The 16939-nt window shown below is 68.4% G+C and carries 19 protein-coding genes; 7 read left to right on the top strand and 12 right to left on the bottom strand.

All coding sequences use genetic code 11. The features are described from left to right. The first annotated feature begins 16 nt into the window (after nt 1–16). Both BM286_RS14730 and BM286_RS14725 read left to right on the top strand, forming a co-directional pair. Nucleotides 17–1651, top strand: coding sequence for an MATE family efflux transporter (locus tag BM286_RS14730; RefSeq protein WP_092924209.1), 1635 nt, complete (start codon nt 17–19; stop codon nt 1649–1651). 141 nt (nt 1652–1792) lie between these two features. After that, nucleotides 1793–2200, top strand: a complete 408-nt coding sequence (locus tag BM286_RS14725) for an HVO_A0114 family putative DNA-binding protein (protein ID WP_092924206.1) — start codon at nt 1793–1795, stop codon at nt 2198–2200. A gap of 134 nt (nt 2201–2334) precedes the next feature. Here BM286_RS14725 and BM286_RS14720 read toward each other — a convergent pair whose 3' ends face one another. The 5 genes from BM286_RS14720 to BM286_RS14700 form a co-directional block, all read right to left on the bottom strand. Then, a complete protein-coding gene (locus tag BM286_RS14720) occupies nt 2335–2562 on the bottom strand; it encodes a DUF7385 family protein (RefSeq protein WP_092924203.1) in 228 nt (75 codons plus the stop codon). 65 nt (nt 2563–2627) lie between these two features. Further along, nucleotides 2628–3830 (bottom strand): DUF418 domain-containing protein, encoded by a 1203-nt coding sequence (locus BM286_RS14715; protein WP_092924200.1) that lies wholly within the window; start codon nt 3828–3830, stop codon nt 2628–2630. A gap of 704 nt (nt 3831–4534) precedes the next feature. Continuing rightward, on the bottom strand, nt 4535–5599 hold the full coding sequence (locus BM286_RS14710; protein WP_092924197.1) for a Gfo/Idh/MocA family protein: 1065 nt from the start codon (nt 5597–5599) through the stop codon (nt 4535–4537). Between the two features lie 87 nt (nt 5600–5686). Then, nucleotides 5687–6199: a hypothetical protein gene (locus BM286_RS14705; protein WP_092924194.1), complete on the bottom strand. Its 513-nt coding sequence runs from the start codon at nt 6197–6199 to the stop codon at nt 5687–5689. A gap of 72 nt (nt 6200–6271) precedes the next feature. Then, nucleotides 6272–7996 (bottom strand): thiamine pyrophosphate-binding protein, encoded by a 1725-nt coding sequence (locus BM286_RS14700; protein WP_092924191.1) that lies wholly within the window; start codon nt 7994–7996, stop codon nt 6272–6274. Nucleotides 7997–8159: 163 nt separating this feature from the next. Between BM286_RS14700 and BM286_RS14695 the strand changes: the two genes are divergently transcribed. Both BM286_RS14695 and BM286_RS14690 read left to right on the top strand, forming a co-directional pair. Beyond that, nucleotides 8160–8444 (top strand): DUF5789 family protein, encoded by a 285-nt coding sequence (locus BM286_RS14695; RefSeq protein ID WP_092924188.1) that lies wholly within the window; start codon nt 8160–8162, stop codon nt 8442–8444. Next, on the top strand, nt 8444–8998 hold the full coding sequence (locus BM286_RS14690) for an adenylate kinase (RefSeq protein ID WP_092924185.1): 555 nt from the start codon (nt 8444–8446) through the stop codon (nt 8996–8998). Before BM286_RS14695 ends, BM286_RS14690 begins: the two co-directional genes overlap by 1 nt. Nucleotides 8999–9050: 52 nt before the next feature. On the opposite strand, the gene BM286_RS14685 is transcribed toward BM286_RS14690, so the two are convergent. Then, nucleotides 9051–10976, bottom strand: a complete 1926-nt coding sequence (locus BM286_RS14685; protein WP_092924182.1) for a DEAD/DEAH box helicase — start codon at nt 10974–10976, stop codon at nt 9051–9053. 132 nt (nt 10977–11108) lie between these two features. Here BM286_RS14685 and BM286_RS15720 point away from each other — a divergent pair, with 132 nt between their 5' ends. Beyond that, entirely contained in the window at nt 11109–11252 is a 144-nt protein-coding gene (locus tag BM286_RS15720) for a hypothetical protein (protein ID WP_004598452.1), read from the top strand. A 452-nt stretch (nt 11253–11704) separates the two neighbouring features. On the opposite strand, the gene BM286_RS14680 is transcribed toward BM286_RS15720, so the two are convergent. The 6 genes from BM286_RS14680 to BM286_RS14655 form a co-directional block, all read right to left on the bottom strand. After that, the gene (locus BM286_RS14680) at nt 11705–12454 is read right to left on the bottom strand and encodes a hypothetical protein (RefSeq protein ID WP_092924179.1); all 750 of its coding nucleotides are present in this window, start codon (nt 12452–12454) and stop codon (nt 11705–11707) included. A gap of 33 nt (nt 12455–12487) precedes the next feature. Then, nucleotides 12488–13321: a thermonuclease family protein gene (locus BM286_RS14675; RefSeq protein ID WP_092924176.1), complete on the bottom strand. Its 834-nt coding sequence runs from the start codon at nt 13319–13321 to the stop codon at nt 12488–12490. A gap of 67 nt (nt 13322–13388) precedes the next feature. Beyond that, on the bottom strand, nt 13389–14045 hold the full coding sequence (locus tag BM286_RS14670) for a class I SAM-dependent methyltransferase (protein ID WP_092924173.1): 657 nt from the start codon (nt 14043–14045) through the stop codon (nt 13389–13391). Between the two features lie 311 nt (nt 14046–14356). Further along, nucleotides 14357–15397: a tyrosine-type recombinase/integrase gene (locus BM286_RS14665; protein ID WP_092924170.1), complete on the bottom strand. Its 1041-nt coding sequence runs from the start codon at nt 15395–15397 to the stop codon at nt 14357–14359. Then, nucleotides 15397–15552, bottom strand: a complete 156-nt coding sequence (locus tag BM286_RS15715) for a hypothetical protein (protein ID WP_167603429.1) — start codon at nt 15550–15552, stop codon at nt 15397–15399. The genes BM286_RS14665 and BM286_RS15715 overlap by 1 nt, the downstream gene beginning before the upstream one ends. 119 nt (nt 15553–15671) lie before the next feature. After that, entirely contained in the window at nt 15672–15869 is a 198-nt protein-coding gene (locus BM286_RS14655) for a ribbon-helix-helix domain-containing protein (protein ID WP_092924164.1), read from the bottom strand. A gap of 109 nt (nt 15870–15978) precedes the next feature. On the opposite strand from BM286_RS14655, the gene BM286_RS14650 reads away from it, so the two are divergent. After that, nucleotides 15979–16194: a hypothetical protein gene (locus BM286_RS14650; protein ID WP_092924162.1), complete on the top strand. Its 216-nt coding sequence runs from the start codon at nt 15979–15981 to the stop codon at nt 16192–16194. After that, nucleotides 16195–16935, top strand: a complete 741-nt coding sequence (locus tag BM286_RS15350; RefSeq protein WP_143103902.1) for a hypothetical protein — start codon at nt 16195–16197, stop codon at nt 16933–16935. The last annotated feature ends 4 nt before the right edge of the window (nt 16936–16939 follow it).

Here is a 16939-nt window from a genome sequence, read left to right as displayed (position 1 = left end):
CGGCGTTTGTACGGCAGTGAGCGACGAGCCCGCTGCCGATCCCTCCGATCCGTCGGACTCCTCCGACGGGCCCGACGACACGTCCGCTGACGCCGCCGACCGCCGCGAGGCCGACGAGCGCAGCGACGCGCCCGGCGACGACGACGGCCCGCTCGACGACGAGTCGATCACCGAGGGGAGCCTCCTCCGACCGCTGTTCCGCTTAGCGTGGCCGATCGTCGTCATCCAGCTGTTACAGGTGACGTACAACATCGTCGACACCCTCTACCTCGGCCGGCTCTCGGCGGAGGCCGTCGGCGCGATCAGCCTCGCGTTCCCCCTCATCTTCCTGCTGATCGCGGTCGCCGGCGGCTTCACGACCGCGGGCGCGATCCTCGTCGCGCAGTACACCGGCGCCGACGGCGACGGGTCCGCGGGGCTCGTTGCGGGACAGACGATCTTCACCGTCTCGGTGCTGTCCGTGTTCATCGGGATCGGCGGGTACTTTTACACTCGACCCGCCCTCGAGGTCCTGCCGAGCGACGCCGAGACCGCGGCGACGGTGATCCCGCTCGCGGCCGACTACATGGAGGTGATCTTCGCCGGGATCCCCCTGATGTTCGGCTTCTTCGTCTTCTCGGCGCTGATGCGCGGCTACGGCGACACGCGGACGCCGATGGCGGTCATGTTCGTCTCCGTCCTCCTGAACGTCCTGCTCGACCCGTTCTTCATCTTCGGGTTCGACGGCAACCCCCTGTTCGAGTGGCTCGCCGCGGTGCCCGGCCTCGCCGCGCTCGACCCGGTCGCGCTGGAGGCGACCCTGCTCTCGGCGACGGGGGTCACCGGGATCGGCATTCAGGGCGCCGCGCTCGCGACGATCCTCTCGCGCGGCGTCGCGACCGCCATCGGGCTCTGGATCCTGTTCGGGACGGGCTACGGCCCCGACGTGACGCTCGGCCACCTCGCGCCCGACCTCGACTTCATCCGGGACATCTTCCGGCTCGGGCTCCCCTCCAGCGTCGAGCAGACGACGAGCGCGCTCGCGATGATCACGCTCACCGCGATGATCGTCACCTTCTCGCCGCCCGTCGTCGCCGCCTACGGGCTCGGCAACCGCCTCATCTCGCTCGTCTTCCTCCCCGCGATGGGGCTCGGCCGCGCCATCGACACGATGGTCGGGCAGAACCTCGGCGCCGACCGCGCCGACCGCGCCGCCAAGGCGGTGAAGTTCGCCGCCACGACCGGCGCTGGCGTGATGTTCCTCGTCGCGGTCGTCGCCGTCGCGTTCACCGAGCCGATCGTGGGCGCGTTCCTCGGCGACGTGCCGGACGCGCCCGAGACCATCTCCTACGCGGTCGAGTACGTCCGGATCCGGTCGGTGGAGTTCGCCTTCATCGGCGTCTCGCAGGTGATCTTAGGCGCGTTCCGCGGCGCCGGCAACACGAAGACCGCGATGGTCATCTCGATTCTCACCCTCTGGGTGGGCCGAGTCGCGAGCGTGGGGTACCTCGTGTTCGTCGCCGGCTGGGGCGAGACCGGCGTCTGGGTCGGCATGGCGCTCGGGAACGTCCTCGGCGCCGTCGTCGGCGTGGCGTGGTTCTCGCGCGGCACGTGGACCGAGCGCTACATCGAGGACCCCGACCCCGGCGTCGACCCGCTGGGCGACGACTGACGCCCCGGATCAGTTGCGATCCGTCACGAGTGAGATATTCCGACCCAATCGCGCTCAATACTGGGGTAGCGATGAGAGATTGCGGGAGTGAGTATAGTACATCATGAGTGAGGTCATTTATGATCCACCGCCACCCCACCCATGACCACACTCCACATCACCGTCGGCGACCGAGAACAGCTCCGTGAGGACGCACTCCAGTTCGTCCGGGACGTCGAGGACGACGACCAAGACGGAAAGGCGACGCTCCAGTTCGGAACCTACGACGACTTCGTCGACAGCCTCACGCCGCTCCGCCTGAATCTCGTCCGAGCGATCGCCGAGGAGGCCCCCGAAAGCATGCGCGAAGCGGCGCGGCTCGTCGAGAGAGACGTGTCCGACGTCCACTCTAACCTGAAGCAGCTGGAAGTACTGGGTATCCTGACGCTCGAAGAGGGCGGCCCCGGCGGCGCGATACAACCGGTCGTCCCATTCGACCGCATCGAAGTCCACATGGACTACCCGCTCATCGATGACGGGGATGCCGACAGCGCCCCCGCGAGTGCGTAATCGGTTCGTCTCAAGCTTGGAGGATTCTCAGCGATCAATTCGCACTCTTCAGCGACCAGCCGTTTCAGGCGAATATACGTCTGAAGAAGAGATTTCAGCTGAGCCGACGCTCCGATAACCGGTCGCCTGTGCGCTCAGTGTCTGAACAGGTACACCGCGTCGTCGTCGCGCAGCAGACAGAACCGCGCGCCGTCGTTCTCGGGGAACGTCGTCCCGCTCTGTCGGGTGACGAACAGGCGCGAGAAGGCGTCGTCGCACACGGGACACGCCATCCCCTCGCGGTTCGCCCAGAGGCTCGTCGCGCCCGCGTCGCGGAGCTGTTTCAGTTCGTGGCGGTGGTCGTGGACGTCGAAACTCGTCATGGGCGGCGATTCGCCGGCGGGGTGTTGAACGTGTCCTCGCGAGTCTCAGTTCGGAGAACGCGCGGTCAGCTCTTCAGTCGTATCGGCTGTTTCTCCCCGTAGGTGAGCGTCCGCCACACCCACTCGACGGGACCGAACCGGAAGTAGCGCAGCCAGAGCACCGAGAGGACTATCTGGACCGCCCAGATCGCGACGACGATCCCCATCGCCTCGACCCGGCTGACGTAGCCGAACAGCCCGAACCCGTGCCCGTAGAAGATCGTCGTCGCGATCACCGTCTGGAGCAGGTAGTTCGTGAACGCGGTCCGGCCGACCGCGGCGAGCGCGCGGGTGACGACGCCCTCGCCGCGCCACCGGACGAACAGGGTGATCAGTCCGACGTAGCCGCCGGCGACGAGGAGGCTCCCGACGTAGTTGAACTGCCGCCAGTACAGCGCGGCGCCCGCGCTCCAGTCGTTCGCCTCGATGTACGCGACGCCGGCGACGACGATTCCGACGCCGACGGCGCCGCCCGCGACGAGCCGACGGTAGAACGCGGTCGACCGCTCCCCGGTCAGCACGCCCCGCTTGTACAGCGCCATGCCGAGGAGCATGATGCCGCCGACCCGCCAGAAGCTCGACCCGATGAAGCCGGACGTCTGCCGCTGGAACGAGGAGTCGACGCGGTGGCTCATCTGGTCGAGCCAGCCGCCGCGGTAGGTCGCCACCTCCTGTCGGATCGCGGCCTCCGCGGGCATCCACTGCCCGGCGAGCGCCTCGCCGCCGATCGAGATCGCCGCGAACAGCTCGACCGCGGGGATAAAGAGCAGGAAGACTCCGGCCAGCCCGGCGAGCCGACGCGCGTCGAGGTCGCGGACGAACAGCAGGAAGATCCCGGTGAGCCCGTACGTGACGAGGATATCCCCGTACCACAGCAGGTAGGCGTGGAGGAGGCCGATCGCGATCAGCACCGCGGTCCGCCGGAGGTGGAGGCGGACGGCGTCTTGCCCCTTCTCCTCCTTGCTCTCGATGAACATGAGAACGCCCGCGCCGAACAGCGCCGAGAAGATCGTGATGAACTTCGACTGCGCGAACACGTGGCCGACGAACCACGTCCAGTAGTCGAGCCCGGTGAAGTCGCCGTAGACGTTCGGGTTGAGCAGGGTCTGCTCCGGCATCGAGAAGACGCGGATGTTGATGACGAGGATGCCGAGCAGCGCGAACCCACGGAGCGCGTCGAGGCTGGTGATACGTTCAGAGGGCGGCGTGGGGCCGGGATCGCTGGTCACGAGTTGTCCGCGGAAACGGCCCCCAGCACCGAATAGGTTCCCATCGCGGCGGGCGTCACCGACGGTCGGGGCGTCGTCGCTGACAGATTCTCACCTGTAACAGTCGATCGATGACCGGTGCTTCCCGATCGATACCGGGAGTAGGTGTAGTACGTTGTGAGTGGGGTCGTTTATAAAGAGAGTTGTGGTGTTGTTGTCGGCTGTTTATAAGTGATCACCGCTGCTGGGATGCCAGTCTCCAAAACCCCAGTCGCTTGCTTATAAATGGTTGACTGTGGATCGACCACAAACGGCTTCAAAGCCCCAGCCGGGAGGACTCGATGCGCTCGCTGTGGTCCTCGGTCGGTCGCTATCGCTCCCTCCCTGTGGTCCTTGCGTCGCGCGTCTTCGTCCTCCCGGCTGCCCCTTTGAGTCCCGCCCCGCACAGCGACCGCACCTCACACCTCCCCAGCCTCGCGGTTCGCGCTCTCCGAGCGCTCACCGCGTCCCTCGCGGGCTAGCTCGCGGCCGCCGGTGGCGGCCGCTCGCAGGCGCGCCACCGCCTGCCATTTATAAGCGGTTGTCGCCGTCGCTCACGGTTATTTAAATACTATATCGCTGCTACCGATCTGCGATACTCACTCCCGCCATCGCTCATCCCTTCCTCTATATTGAACGGAACTGGGGCCGAATATGGTTCTTGTAGAGGGTTTCAACGGGGCCGCTCAGTCCAGCCGGACCGCCGCGCCGGTCTCCGAGGACCGGTAGATGGCGTCGATGACGCGCTGGACGCGTAACCCCTCCTCGACGGTGTTGATCGCGGGCGCCTCGCCCGCGGCGACCGCCTCGAGGAAGGTCGCCTGCTCGGCGGCGTGGGCGTCGCCGTCGCGCGTCTCCACGATCGCGTCCGAGAAGTGGTGGCCGCCGCCGACGGCGGCCTCGTGGACCGTGAGGTCGCCGCTGCCGCGGTCGAACGTCGCGCCCGCCTCGGTGCCGCGAACGACGAACTCGTCCGTCGCCGGGCGGTTCGTCGCCCACGCGACCTCCAGTGACACCGTGGAACCGTCCGCGCCGCGGATGAACGCGGACGCGGAGTCGTCGACGTCGAACCCCTCGGGGCCGGCGTCGTCGCCCCACATGTGGACGTACGCGTAGTCGTCGCGCCCGCCGAACTCCGAGCGCGTCTCGCCCGAGACCTCCACGACCTCGGGGTGGTCGAGGAAGTAGAGGGCGAGGTCGATCGCGTGGACGCCGATGTCGATGAGCGCGCCGCCGCCGGCGACGTCCGCGGACGTGAACCACGACCCGCGACCGGGGACGCCGCGCCGCCGCACGTAGTTCGCCTCGACGTGGGTGGTCTCACCGAACCGCCCCTCGTCCTGGTAGTGTTTGATCACCCGGACCGGCTCCGCGAACCGGTTGTTGAACCCGACCATACAGAACCCCTCGGCCGCGCGGGCGGCGTCCGCGATGCGCTCGGCGCTCTCGAGCGAGTGCGCCAGCGGCTTCTCTAAGAGGACGTCGAGCCCGGCCGAAAGCGCCGAGGTCGCGTACTCCTCGTGGAAGCGGTTCGGCGTGGTAACCAACACGGCGTCGCACGCCTCGTAGAGGGCCGCTTCCTCCTCGTAGGCGGGGAGGTCGAACTCCTCGTGGAACCGCTCTCGGGCGTCCGCGTCGATGTCCATCCCGCCGACGAGGTTCGCGCCGCGCTCGGTGAGCTTCGTCGCGTGGTGGGACCCGATACCGCCGAGGCCGACGATCCCGACGGCGACGTCGTTCGGATGCGTCATGGACGGGATTCACAACGGGAGTTGTTAAGGCTCACGTCCCGTCGCGCGCGCCGCGAAAGCGACAGTTCGCCCCCCGGAACGACCGTATCACGCGGCCGGGAAGGCGATGACGGCGGCGATCGCGCCGTCGACGACCGCCGTCGCGCCGCCGACGACCGCCGTCGCGCCGTCGGTCATCGCGGGCGACAGCGAGTCGACGACGTCGAAGAGGTCACCGAGCGCGCCCGCGTTCTCGGCCAGCCCGTCGCGCGCGTCGAGGAGCGCCCGGAACCGCTCCGGTTCGCGAGCGAGGACGAACCGACCGACGGACGCGCCCGTGACGAGGAACGCAAGGGCGGCGAGCGCGCGCGATATCGCGAGCAGCTTCAAGAGGACGGGGAGCGCCAACGCCACCGCGAGCGCGGCGACGACTCCGGTCACGACCTCGCCGAGCGAGCCGCCGTCGGCGAGGTCGACGACGCCCGCGCCGGAGAGCAGGACGAAGCCGCCGACGGAGAGGGCCAACAACCCCCAAATGAACGCCGCCAACAGCCGGACTGGACCGTCGTAGCCCCTTCCGGGATCGTCCGGGACGTCGTCGTGAACCCACGGGTTTCGCATACGCGCACTCGGCGTCGGGCCCACATATAGATCGCTTCAGATCTCGGAAACGCTCGATGTGAAACGGAGCGGTCACTCCCCGGGTCGGGGTCCCGTCATCCACTCGCTCGCCTGCGGCTCGTTCGGGTCGGTGACGACCTCGACGAGCGCGGGCCCGTCCCGAGTCCGAGCGCGCTCGACGGCGTCACCCACCGCGTCGCGCTCGCGGACGCGCTCGGCCGGCAGGCCCATACCCGACGCGACCGCGACGAGGTCGAGACCGGTCTCCCCCCAGCCGTAGGCCCCCTCGGAGAAGTCGTACGAGCGCGACGCCTCCTCGCTGATGATCGCGTAGTCGTCGTTGTTGAGCGCGACGACGGTGACGTCTATCCCCTCGCTCGCAAGCGTGTGAAGTTCGTGAACGCACATCATGAGCCCCCCGTCGCCGGTGAGCGCGACGGCGTCGCGGTCGGGGTTCGCCAGCTTGGCGCCGATCGCGGACGGGACCCCGGTGCCCATCGTCGCCCACGAGCCCGGGTTGACGTACGAGCGCGGCCCGGACGCGGGGAACGAGACGAGCGTCCACAGCCGGAACCCGCCGGCGTCGGCGGTGACGACCGCCTCCTCGGGGACCGCGTCGCGCACCGCGGAGAGGGCTTCGACCGAGCGGAGCGGGCGGTCGTCGCGGTCCCGGTCCTCGGAGAGCGCCGCGAACCGGTCGCGGTCGGCCGCGCGGACCGCCTCGGCGCGCTCGGCGCCGTCGCGGTCGCGAGGCGGCGCGCGCTCGTCGGCGAATTCCTCGTCGAGCGCGCGCAGGAAGCGGTCGGCGTCGGCGACGACGCCGAGGTCCGTCTCGTAGCCGAACCCCACGTCGTCGCCGTCGAGCGTGACGTGGATCAGCGTCTCCGGCATCGCGACGGACCACGAGGCGGTCGCGACCGCGTCGAGGTCGGAACCGACGACGAGCCCCGCGTCGGCGTCCGCGAGGAGGTCGCGGAGCTCCGCGCTCGCCCCGCCACAGAGGACGCCCGCCGACAGGGGGTGCGTCTCCGGGAGCGTCCCCTTGCCCTTGTACGTCGTCACGACCGGCGCGTCCAGCGCCTCGGCGACCGCTCGGAGCGCGTCGCTCGCGTCCGATCGCCTGACGCCGCCGCCGGCGAGGACGACGGGCGCCGTCGCGTCGGTCAAGAGGTCGGCGGCCTCTGCGACCGCCTCCGCGGGCGGAGCCGGCGGTGGCGAGGGGCCGCAGTCGCCCACCGCCGGCTGGGGCGTGCGGCCCGCGAGGACGTCCTTCGGGATCCCGACGCGGACCGGGCCCTGCGGGTGTTCGCGGGCGGTCCGGATCGCCTCGGCGACCGCGGGGACCGCGCCCGCGGGCGAGTCCACGAGGACGTTCTCCTTGACGACCGTGTCGTACGTCTCCGGGGGCGTCTCGTGGATGCCGTCGCCGCCGCGAACTGAGCGCTCCGTCTCGACGGCGAGGTGGAGGAGAGGGACGCAGTCGTTCAGGGCGTTCTTCAGCCCGTTCATCGCGTTCGTGTCGCCCGGGCCGGGGACGACGCAGGTGGCGGCCATCGCGCCCGGCGCGCTCGTCTCGGCGTACCCCCACGCCTGATGGGGGACGGCGGTCTCGTGGCGGGCGACGACGAACCGCGCGTCGCGGTCGGCGAGCGCCCGGTTCAGCGGGAGGGTCTGCTTTCCGGGGATGCCGAAGACGGTGTCGACGCCGCGGTCGAGCATGGCGTCGACGACCGCCTCCGCGACGGTCGGGGGCTCGGCGTCCCTGTCGGCGGCGGGCGAAGGCTCGTCGGCGTCCATGTCGCGAAGTCGCCGGAGCGGGTGTTGAAAGCTTCGCCCGCCGACGGGCCGCGAGCGGTCGGCGGGGACCCGGCGGGGCGCGGTCGGGGGAACGCCTCGGAGGCGCGGCGACGTCTCCGGTCACACGTACACTTATGCTCGCGTGCGCTGACATATGGTATGTATGCGCTTACCAGAAACTCGTGACCTGTTCGCGAGGAAGCTACAGTTTCCGGCGCCCCGAGACGAGGTGCTGGAGACGGTCGGTGACACGGAGCTGTCGCCGCCGGACGGGGAGTCCACGACGATCCGGGCGGTCATCGATCGATCGGACGTCGAGACGTTCGACTCGGCGGACGACCTCTACGACACGCTGATGCTGCTCGTCGGCGCCCAGTTCATCGGCCGCCGGTACTACGACGACCGCGGCGGAATACCGGGAGACGAGGAGAACGAGGTGAGCTTCTGATGTCCGTCACGCTCGTGTCGGGAGTCAACGGCGTCGGTCTCTCGAGCGTCTGCCAGGCGGTCCGACGCGGACTCGGAGACGGGTACAAGCTGATCAACTTCGGGGACGTGATGCTCGAACAGGCGGCGACGATGGGCATCACGACCGAGCGGGCCCAACTCGGCACGCTCTCGCAGACCGAGACGCGTCGCCTCCAGCGTCGCGCGGGCGAGTTCGTCGCCGAGGAGGCGGAGACGACGAACGTGATCCTCTCGACGCACCTCGCGGTCGAAACGCAGACCGGCTACGTCCAGGGGCTCCCGGTCGAAGTGCTTCAGGACGTCTCGCCGGACGCGTTCGTCCTCGTGGAGGCGGAGCCGGCGACGATCCTCGAACGGCGGCGAGAGAGCGACCGCGACCTCGACGGAGTCACCGAACGTCAGATCGACTTCGAGCAGGACCTCAACCGCTCCGCGGCGCTCCAGTACGCGAGGGACCGGAACGCGCCCGTTCGGTTCGTCCAGAACGAGGGGGAGATCGAAGCGGCGGCCGAGCGCCTGACGGACTCGCTCTGACCGGGCGACCCGGGTCGACTCACGCCGCGGGCCGAGGGCACCGCGTCGCGGGCTACTCCGCCACGTTCGTCTCGCGGACGCGGACGCCCTTCCGACCGAGGTGGCGCATCTGGCGCTGGGCGAACTCCTCCTCGCTCGACCCGCGCGTCGCGAGGACGTAGACGAGCGCCGAGCCGGTCGGCCGCATCGTGCGACCGGCGCGCTGCGATCCCTGTCGGCGGGACCCGCCCAGCCCGCTCGCGACGACGGCGAGCTCGGCGTTCGGGAGGTCGATCCCCTCGTCGCCGACCCGGGAGACGACGAGGACGTCGAGGCCGTCGCCGTCGGTACCGTCAGTGCTGCTGTCCTCGGCCCGGAACCGGCGGAACAGCTCCGCCCGCTCGTGGTGGGGCGTCTCGCCGCTGATGAAGGGGGCCTCGAGCGCGTCGGCGATCGCGTCGCCGTGGTCGAGGTACTCGACGAAGACGAGCGCCTTCTTCTCGCGGTGGGCGGCGAGCAGGTAGCGGATCTCCTCGACCTTCGCGGGGTTCTCGGCCGCGAGCCGTCTGCGCTCCCGGCCGTCCGCGGCGGCGTACTCGTTGCGGGCCGTCTCGTCGCGCCACGGGACGTAGCGGATCTCCACTTCCGGCTCCTGGACGAAGCCCGCCTCGAAGAGGGAATCCCAGTCGGCGCCGATCGGCTGGCCGATCAGAGTGTAGACGTCTTCCTCGCTCCCGGTCTCGCTGACGGGCGTCGCGGAGAGCCCGAGCCGGTGTCGGCTCTGGAACTCGGCCGTCCGAGAGTAGACGGGAGCGGTGACGTGGTGCACCTCGTCGAAGCAGATCAGTCCCCACTCTCGGGAGTCGAAGAGGCTCCGGTGGCGGTCCATCCCGGCGATCTGGTAGGTCGCGATCGTGACGGGGCGGACGTCCTTCGTGCCCCCGTGATACAGTCCGACGTCCGCGGGGTCTATCGTGGAGTGGTCGAGCAGTTCCTCGCGCCACTGGTCAGCGAGTTCGCGGGAGGGGACCAGGATGAGGGTCTCGCCGCCCACGCCCGCGATCGTCGCGATCGCGGCGACGGTCTTGCCGGACCCGGGCGGCCCGACGTACACGCCCGACTTGCGGTCGAGGAACGTCTCGACCCAGGTCGCCTGGTACTCGCGGAGGTCGGTGGTGAGGTCGATCTCGACCGGGTCGCCGGTCTCAAGGTCGCGGTCGTCCTCGACGGGGTAGCCCGCGTCGTAGAGCGCGCGCTTCACCGCGGCGACGGCGTCCTCGTTGACCCACGCCTCGGTGTCCGAGATGGGCGCGCGGAGGTGGTCGTCGTCGAGGTGCTGGTCGGCGACGTTGCCCATCAGGTTCTCCGAGGCGGCCTCGAGCACCACGTAGCCGTCCGCGTGGGTGTACAGCCGGAACCGGTGCGCGCGGCGCCACTGGTCGCGCACCCACTCCTCGAGGTGCTCGAACCGCCGCGGCAGCACCGAGCGGAGCGCGTCGACGAGCGCGCCGGCGTCGTCGAACGGCGCGGCCCACACGTCCTCCTGCCGGATCCGGTAGAGGTACCCGCGGGTCCCCGGCTCGGTGCCGGTGGTGTCGACGAGCTGCGCGAACTGCGAGAGCCGCGCCCGGGTGTACTGCGTCGGGCGGTCGACGACGATCTCGCGGCGCTTCGGGAAGGCCACGACGCGCTCGCGGCTCGCCAGCGCGCCCCAGTCGCGCGGGTAGAAGACGACGGGGTCGGCCTCGACGTCGAGCCGGTCCACGTCGCCGCGGTCGACGAGCGCGGCGAGCGCGTCGCGGGCCGCGGCCTGCGTCGTGCCGAGTCGCCGGGCGACCTCGCTCGCGGTCGCGACCGGGCGCTCCTCGGCTTCGAGCGCCTCGTGGAAGCGGTCTAAGGAGAGATCGTCGTCGGAGCTGTCGGGGTCGGGCGTCGCGTCGTCGTCGGGAGCGTCGCCTCCGGAGTCATCGCCGGCGTCGTCGCCGGTGTCGTCGGTCATCACCGCCGCTTCGGCCGCGACGCGGAAATGGATAGCGTCACTGGTCGACGCCCCGGCGGTCGACCGCCCCCGGCACAGTCAGCCGTCTCCGACACAAGACATATACGGCGGATTCGAAAAACCCCCGCCCCCATGCTCGACGCTGAATTCGAAGTGTGTACCGAGTGCGGCAACCTTCACATGGAAGGCGGGGCCGGTCCCCGTGACGTGGCGGAGTGCGCGGTGTGCGGCGGCCGCGTGAGCGACGTCGAACTCGACGACATCATCGGATTGTGAACGGGTCCGGCCGAGTCGACGCCGCCTCCGAAACGGCGGGCAGGTGTGTTATTTATAAATAACTGGGCCAGGGCGAGTTCGCTCGTCCGACGGCGGCCCGAGCGGCCGCGTCGTCACCGATCTGGCTGGATCGACTTCGGAAATTCAGCTGCTGTTTATACGTAACCACTCTCGCCATCGCGGAGAACACCTCTGAAGTCTCAACCGTTCGTTTATGAGTGGCTTCTGACGAATCGACGGTGAACGCCGCCGAAGTCCCACTCGACCGCAACCGCACCGCACCTCACGCCTCCCCAGCCTCGCGGTTCGCGCTCTCGGAGCGCTCACCACTTCCTCGCGCGTGCCGTCTCGCGGTCGTCGGAGCGACCGCTCGCAGGCACGCGCCGCCGCACAGCCGAGCCGTTCGCGAATCGCGTGAACACCCGGGAATTGCTTGGAAACAGAGCCGCCTGCTATCGTCCCGGCGACCGCTGCCGACACCGTCGCGAGGTGATCCCCTCCTTCGAGCGGAACCGACAGCCGCAGTCGGTACAGCGCACGAAGGGGTCGCCGGGAGCGGTTTCGAGGCGGTGAGCGCCCACCTCGAACGGGCGGGTCACGGCCCGAGGTCGGATCCGGTCCGGAATCGGCGTCGAGGCCGACTCGCTCAGGGCGGCCCGCACGGCGATGGTGTCGACGTCGACCCCGTCCCACCGGGACGCCTCGAGGGCGGCCTCGCGGTCCGCGACCTCGGTCCACCCGGTGACGACGACCGGGGAGTTCGTCTCCGTGTCGCTCACGACGACGACGAAGCGGACGCCGCCCTCGACGAGGGCGAACCGCCAGCCGTCGGTGTTGTTCCACCGGAGCTGTCCGCTCCGGATCGCGTCGCTCACGGTGCGCGTCGAGACGTACCGACCCGGCTGTTCGAGCCGCTCGCGGAAGTGGTCGGTGAGCGCGTAGAGGGAGGGGTCGCGTACCGGAGGGTCCTCCGGCGTTCGGGCGGACGCCTCTCCGCCGTTGGCGGAATCGACCGACCGATAGTCCGTGGGTCGGTCGGGTCGGCCGGCCCGCTCGCGGCGGCGCGCCGGCGACTCCGGCGGCGACCGAGGCCGCACGTCGTCCTCTCGGCTCGCGGCGGCGGTCGTGGAAGCGGTCCGACGCTCCGTCGATCCGGGCCCGAGGGGCTCCGCGTCCCCCGACCCGCCCTGTCGGGATGCCACTACGACACCGTACCGAGCGCGCTCTTAAGTGTGTTACGCCGACGCAGGGGAAGCGCCCGTTTCGACCCCGAACCGGCGGAACGACTCGCAGGCATCGCCGTCGCCGTCGGCGTCGAGGGCGTGCGGGTCGCCCGGCGACCGGTCGAGGACCGCGTTCGCCTCCGCCCGCGTGTCGAAGTCGCCGCAGTCGTAGTCGCCGTCGGGCGGCAGCGGCGGGAGGTCCGCGTCGTCGACCTCGCTCGGCTCGGTGGGGTAGTCCGACTCGTCGAACGCCCAGAGCCCCGCCCCGCGCTCCATCGCGTCCGCCTCGGCCGCTGCGTACGCGTCGCGCAGCGCGAACTCGGTGTCGTACAGCCGCGCGTACCCCTCCGTGAGCAGGCGTTCGTTGAAGTCCTCGCCGTCGACGTACAGCACCGCGAGCAGGCGCCCGTAGCTCCCCCGGCGGTCGCCGCCGGTCACGACCGTGACCGCCTCGCCGGCGAGCTCCGACGCCGCGAACGCCGACGCCTCGTCGCCCCACGCCCGGAGGTGCGCCCGGCCGGCGTCCGTGTCCGGGATGCCCTCGAACTCGCCGGGAGCCGTCGACCCCGCGCTCGTCTCGGGCGTGTCCACGCCGAGCAGCCGGACGGTGTCGACCTCGCCGTTCGGGAACTCGACTTCCATCGTGTCGCCGTCGACGACGCGGACGACGGCGCCGGTCCAGGCGGTGTCGTCAGGATCGTTCGGATCGACGCCGTTGGGATTGTCGGGCGGCGAGTCGAGGTCGGCGGGCGGCGAGTCGGTGCCGACGTCCGGGACCGGCGCGCCGGCGCAGCCGGTGAACACGACGAGGAGGACGACGGCGATCGACCGCCAGCGAAGGCTCATACCCGCTCGTCGCCGGGAGTCGTGAAAAATCGGGTGGTGGTGTCGTCCGCCTCGCGCTCGACCGGGATCAGCCCTCGGGCTTGTCGACGATCACGCAGGGGTTGGCCCGACCGATCGAGCGCCAGTCGTCCTCGTCGACCGCCTTCCAGAAGCTCCGGGGCCTCCGAGAGAGGGCGTCCTCGATCGCCTCGTAGGTGAGGAGGTTCTCGCCGTCGAGCACGAGCTCGAATCGCTCGGGATCGATGTCCGGGTCCTCCAAGTACGCCCGTCTGGTGCGGCGGTTCGGGTAGTTGAAGATCAGGCGCCCGCCGGGCGTAACCCGTGAGTACAGCGCGTCGAGGGCCGACCGGACGTCCGCGACGTAGTGGAGCGTGGCGATGCACGTGACGCACTCGAACCGGCGGTCGACGTCCAACTCCGGGAGCCGCGCCGTCTCGAACCGCAGGGCGTCGGCCCCGCGCTCGTCGGCGATCGATCGGTTCCGTCGAACGACGGACGCGGCCGCATCGTATCCGAACAGGGTCGTGTCCGGGTGACGGCGGGCGGCCTCGAACAGCATGAACGCCGGACCGCAGCCGACGTCGGCCAGCGACGCGGGGAACCCGTCGAAGAGCCGCTCCAGTCGGTTGACCATCCGCTCGCCGGCGACGCGCATCTCGTCTAACTCGTCCCGGTCCGTCGCCTCCCAGTGGGCGTCCCAGTCGATGGTCGACGGAAACGACATCGGCACGCGCACGGTGTGCGCCGGTTGAAATCAACGCTTCGGCGCTTCGCCACTGGTAAGAAACTCGGTCAGCAACCGCGAGCGATAGCGAGCGGTTGCTGAGTGTCAGTCCGCCCTCCCCGAATTGAACTCCGAAAGACGTGCTCGCTACGCTGCGCGCGACTTCCGAGCCCTCGTTCGCTTCGCTCACGAGGACGGGGGACAAGCCGATCTCCAGCCACTACAAACCGGCTGAAAAGGAAGTCCGCCCTCCCCGAACGCATGATCTCTGCTGTCGCTACCCGTCGCCGAGCGTCGTAGTGCTTGTCGATTCATATGTCGAAGTACCTCCGTCGCTGCGCCGCTTTCTCGCGCTCGCTGCGCCGATCGTAGTGCTTGTCGAGAACGTCGTCGCTCGCGTTGAGTCGGTCCTCGACGAGGTCGCGCTTCACGTTCGATCGCCGATACGCCGTGACTCTGCCACTCCGCACGTCGTGGGGCGAGCGTGCGGACGGACAGCGGCTCATGTGGCCGGCCTCCGTGAACTCGCAGGTGTCCGGGTCTTCGTCGTGGGGGCACGCCTCGCCGCGCCAGCAGGGCCGCGTCACGCGGTACAGCGTACTCCTGATCGACGACGAACTGATGCGCCCCTGCCTTGTCGACAGGAGCGGCCGCCGGCCGTGTTCGTCGGTCGCTTCCTTCCGTGGACCGTCGATGTAGTCGCGAAGGACCGTCGCCACCTCCTGACTGATCGCGTTCCACCGCGTACCGGGCCCCTTGTTCTTGAGGGGTGTGCCGGTGTCCGGTCGGTGGACGAAGTGGACCGCCGGCCCCTCGCCGCGGGCTCGGGTTCCGTCGAGGTCGAGGTCGCCGAGATCGAGGCCGCGTATCGCGCCCGACCGGCACCCGGTGTGCCACAGCAGCAGCAGGATGACGTGCTGGCGGCTGGCGTAGTTGTACTTGTCCAGGTATTCCAGAATCGCGACGGCGCGATCCGGGTCGAGCGTGCTGTCGCTCACCTGCTCGTCGCGGCCGGCGACCGGGAGCGGGAGCTTGTCCCAGAGTTCGTCTTCGACGGCGTCGATCGTCACGCAGAACCGGAGGAACGCGCGCACCGTCGCGAGCGTTCCCCGGAGCGTGACGGTCTCGATCTCCTCGCCGGAGTAGCCGCCGTCGCGTCGCCAGACGCGGAACTCGTAGAGGTCGCGGCCGGACAGCTCGTTCATGTTCGTGAGGCCCACCTCGTCGGTCCACGCCACGAAGGCGCGGAGGTCGTAGAGCTGGGACTCGCGGGTGTTTTCGCTGATGTCGTCGCGGCCTCGCAGATACAGGTCGACCGCTTTCGACGGCTCGATCGGTTCGAGGTCCGCCACTACGCGACCACCTCGCCGGTTCTGAACTCTCTCGGCGGGATCTCCTCGCGGCGCCGTGCGAGGTCGACGGCGGCGGAGTCGGTCGCGAGCGGGGAGACCGCGGTCTCGACCGTTCTCGTTCCGTGTGCGGTGCGGAGCTTAACGAGGCGAGTCACCGCGTCGTCGCGTCTCCGCACGTCGGGCACGCTGCGCGTGGCGGCGCGCTCCGCACGCTTTTTACGGTCGCTCGCGTTGTCTTCGACGGGCCCTGAGGGTGTCTCTTTGGTCGGGGTCATCACGCGGGGCCCTTCTTCGATTCGCCGTCCGCCGAGCTGAGCGACTGCTCCGGCACCGCGAACGGCGAGTCGTCGGCCTGCCGGATCAGGTAGCGGATGTACTCAGCACGGCTCATTCCGTGTTCATCGGCCTGTTCGGTCACGTCGTCGACCATCTCCATCGGCATGTTGACGGTCACATTGACTGACAGCGCCATGCGTTGAATCACTTAATCACTACTGTGCTTAAATCTTGTGCTTGTTAAGCACACAAGCAGAGTGCTATTGTGCCGGGGTTATTCAATCACTTATTTCCTTGAGGATAGTATGGAGTCGGGAGACGGCCAAGACGGTAAGAAGAATATCAGCGTTCGCGCTTCAACCGAAAGCGTAGACGAGTTCGACCGGACAATCAAGAAGGCACAGATCGAGGGGAAGATTCCGATGAACGTCTCGCGTGGACAGGTAATTCGGGGGTTGATGAGCCTAGCCGCCGAGGACACGGAACTAGTCTCAGAGGCTGTTGAAGCAGATAGCGGATAGATGAACGAAACGTCGGAAAACGCTGCCTTGGGAGCCCATCCAGTCATCGCTGAAAGAGTCTGCCAGCAGTTACAGGTGTTCCCGAGAAAATTCAAGGAGCTGGGTGAGGGCGGTGAGTTAGAAGATGTTCTCAACTCTCCCTCAAAACTCTCAGGTCCCAAAATTCACCAGGCGCCGGAAGATTTCACCGAACAGTACCTAATTGAACCTCTACTCCACAGTTTGGGTTATCTGAACCCAATCTCAGAGAAATACGACGGCGAAGGACCTCACTTCGTTCGGCGGCCAACTACCTTTCGGAAGATTGAGGGAAACCGTCCGGACTACCGACTCAGGAACCTGTCTGAAGACATCGTCTGTATCCTTGAGGCAAAGGCTGCTAACAGAGAAAGGCCTGGAACAGCGGTTGAGAAGGCTACTGAGGATATCAAGGCCTACGTCAAATCAAACACTTTCTCGAAGTACCTGAAGAGCAGAGATCAGAGATATCTCGTAGCGATCGGGACTGACGGAATTCGTTGGTCGCTCTGGGCCAAGGATGTCAGGACAGGAGAGACCAAACAGAGAGTGACAGAAGCCTCCCTGATTGAACCCCTTCGGGTAATTGCTAGACAGGAAGATGTTATCAGTGGAGATTCAGAGATCTCTCGACCGGAGATGAGGAGACGATTGGCGTCAGAGTTTACGCCAGTATTTGCTGCTCGTTCGTTGCCTGAGTACGTTAGGTCACAGTTTGAATAACCTA

Origin of the sequence: Halorubrum sodomense (assembly GCF_900111935.1) — an archaeon.
Lineage (GTDB): Archaea > Halobacteriota > Halobacteria > Halobacteriales > Haloferacaceae > Halorubrum > Halorubrum sodomense.
Note: the sequence above shows the minus strand (reverse complement) of the source record. Positions and strands in the feature narration are given on the sequence as shown.

What these genes read in the sequence shown, in the direction of transcription:
- BM286_RS15720 (WP_004598452.1), top strand. Translation starts at nt 11,109, where the DNA reads ATGCTCGACGCTGAATTCGAAGTGTGTACCGAGTGCGGCAACCTTCAC.
- BM286_RS14670 (WP_092924173.1), bottom strand. Translation starts at nt 14,045, where the DNA reads ATGTCGTTTCCGTCGACCATCGACTGGGACGCCCACTGGGAGGCGACG.
- BM286_RS14725 (WP_092924206.1), top strand. Translation starts at nt 1,793, where the DNA reads ATGACCACACTCCACATCACCGTCGGCGACCGAGAACAGCTCCGTGAG.
- BM286_RS14685 (WP_092924182.1), bottom strand. Translation starts at nt 10,976, where the DNA reads ATGACCGACGACACCGGCGACGACGCCGGCGATGACTCCGGAGGCGAC.
- BM286_RS14650 (WP_092924162.1), top strand. Translation starts at nt 15,979, where the DNA reads ATGGAGTCGGGAGACGGCCAAGACGGTAAGAAGAATATCAGCGTTCGC.
- BM286_RS14720 (WP_092924203.1), bottom strand. Translation starts at nt 2,562, where the DNA reads ATGACGAGTTTCGACGTCCACGACCACCGCCACGAACTGAAACAGCTC.
- BM286_RS14690 (WP_092924185.1), top strand. Translation starts at nt 8,444, where the DNA reads ATGTCCGTCACGCTCGTGTCGGGAGTCAACGGCGTCGGTCTCTCGAGC.
- BM286_RS14655 (WP_092924164.1), bottom strand. Translation starts at nt 15,869, where the DNA reads ATGGCGCTGTCAGTCAATGTGACCGTCAACATGCCGATGGAGATGGTC.
- BM286_RS14675 (WP_092924176.1), bottom strand. Translation starts at nt 13,321, where the DNA reads ATGAGCCTTCGCTGGCGGTCGATCGCCGTCGTCCTCCTCGTCGTGTTC.
- BM286_RS14710 (WP_092924197.1), bottom strand. Translation starts at nt 5,599, where the DNA reads ATGACGCATCCGAACGACGTCGCCGTCGGGATCGTCGGCCTCGGCGGT.
- BM286_RS15350 (WP_143103902.1), top strand. Translation starts at nt 16,195, where the DNA reads ATGAACGAAACGTCGGAAAACGCTGCCTTGGGAGCCCATCCAGTCATC.
- BM286_RS14705 (WP_092924194.1), bottom strand. Translation starts at nt 6,199, where the DNA reads ATGCGAAACCCGTGGGTTCACGACGACGTCCCGGACGATCCCGGAAGG.
- BM286_RS14700 (WP_092924191.1), bottom strand. Translation starts at nt 7,996, where the DNA reads ATGGACGCCGACGAGCCTTCGCCCGCCGCCGACAGGGACGCCGAGCCC.
- BM286_RS14695 (WP_092924188.1), top strand. Translation starts at nt 8,160, where the DNA reads ATGCGCTTACCAGAAACTCGTGACCTGTTCGCGAGGAAGCTACAGTTT.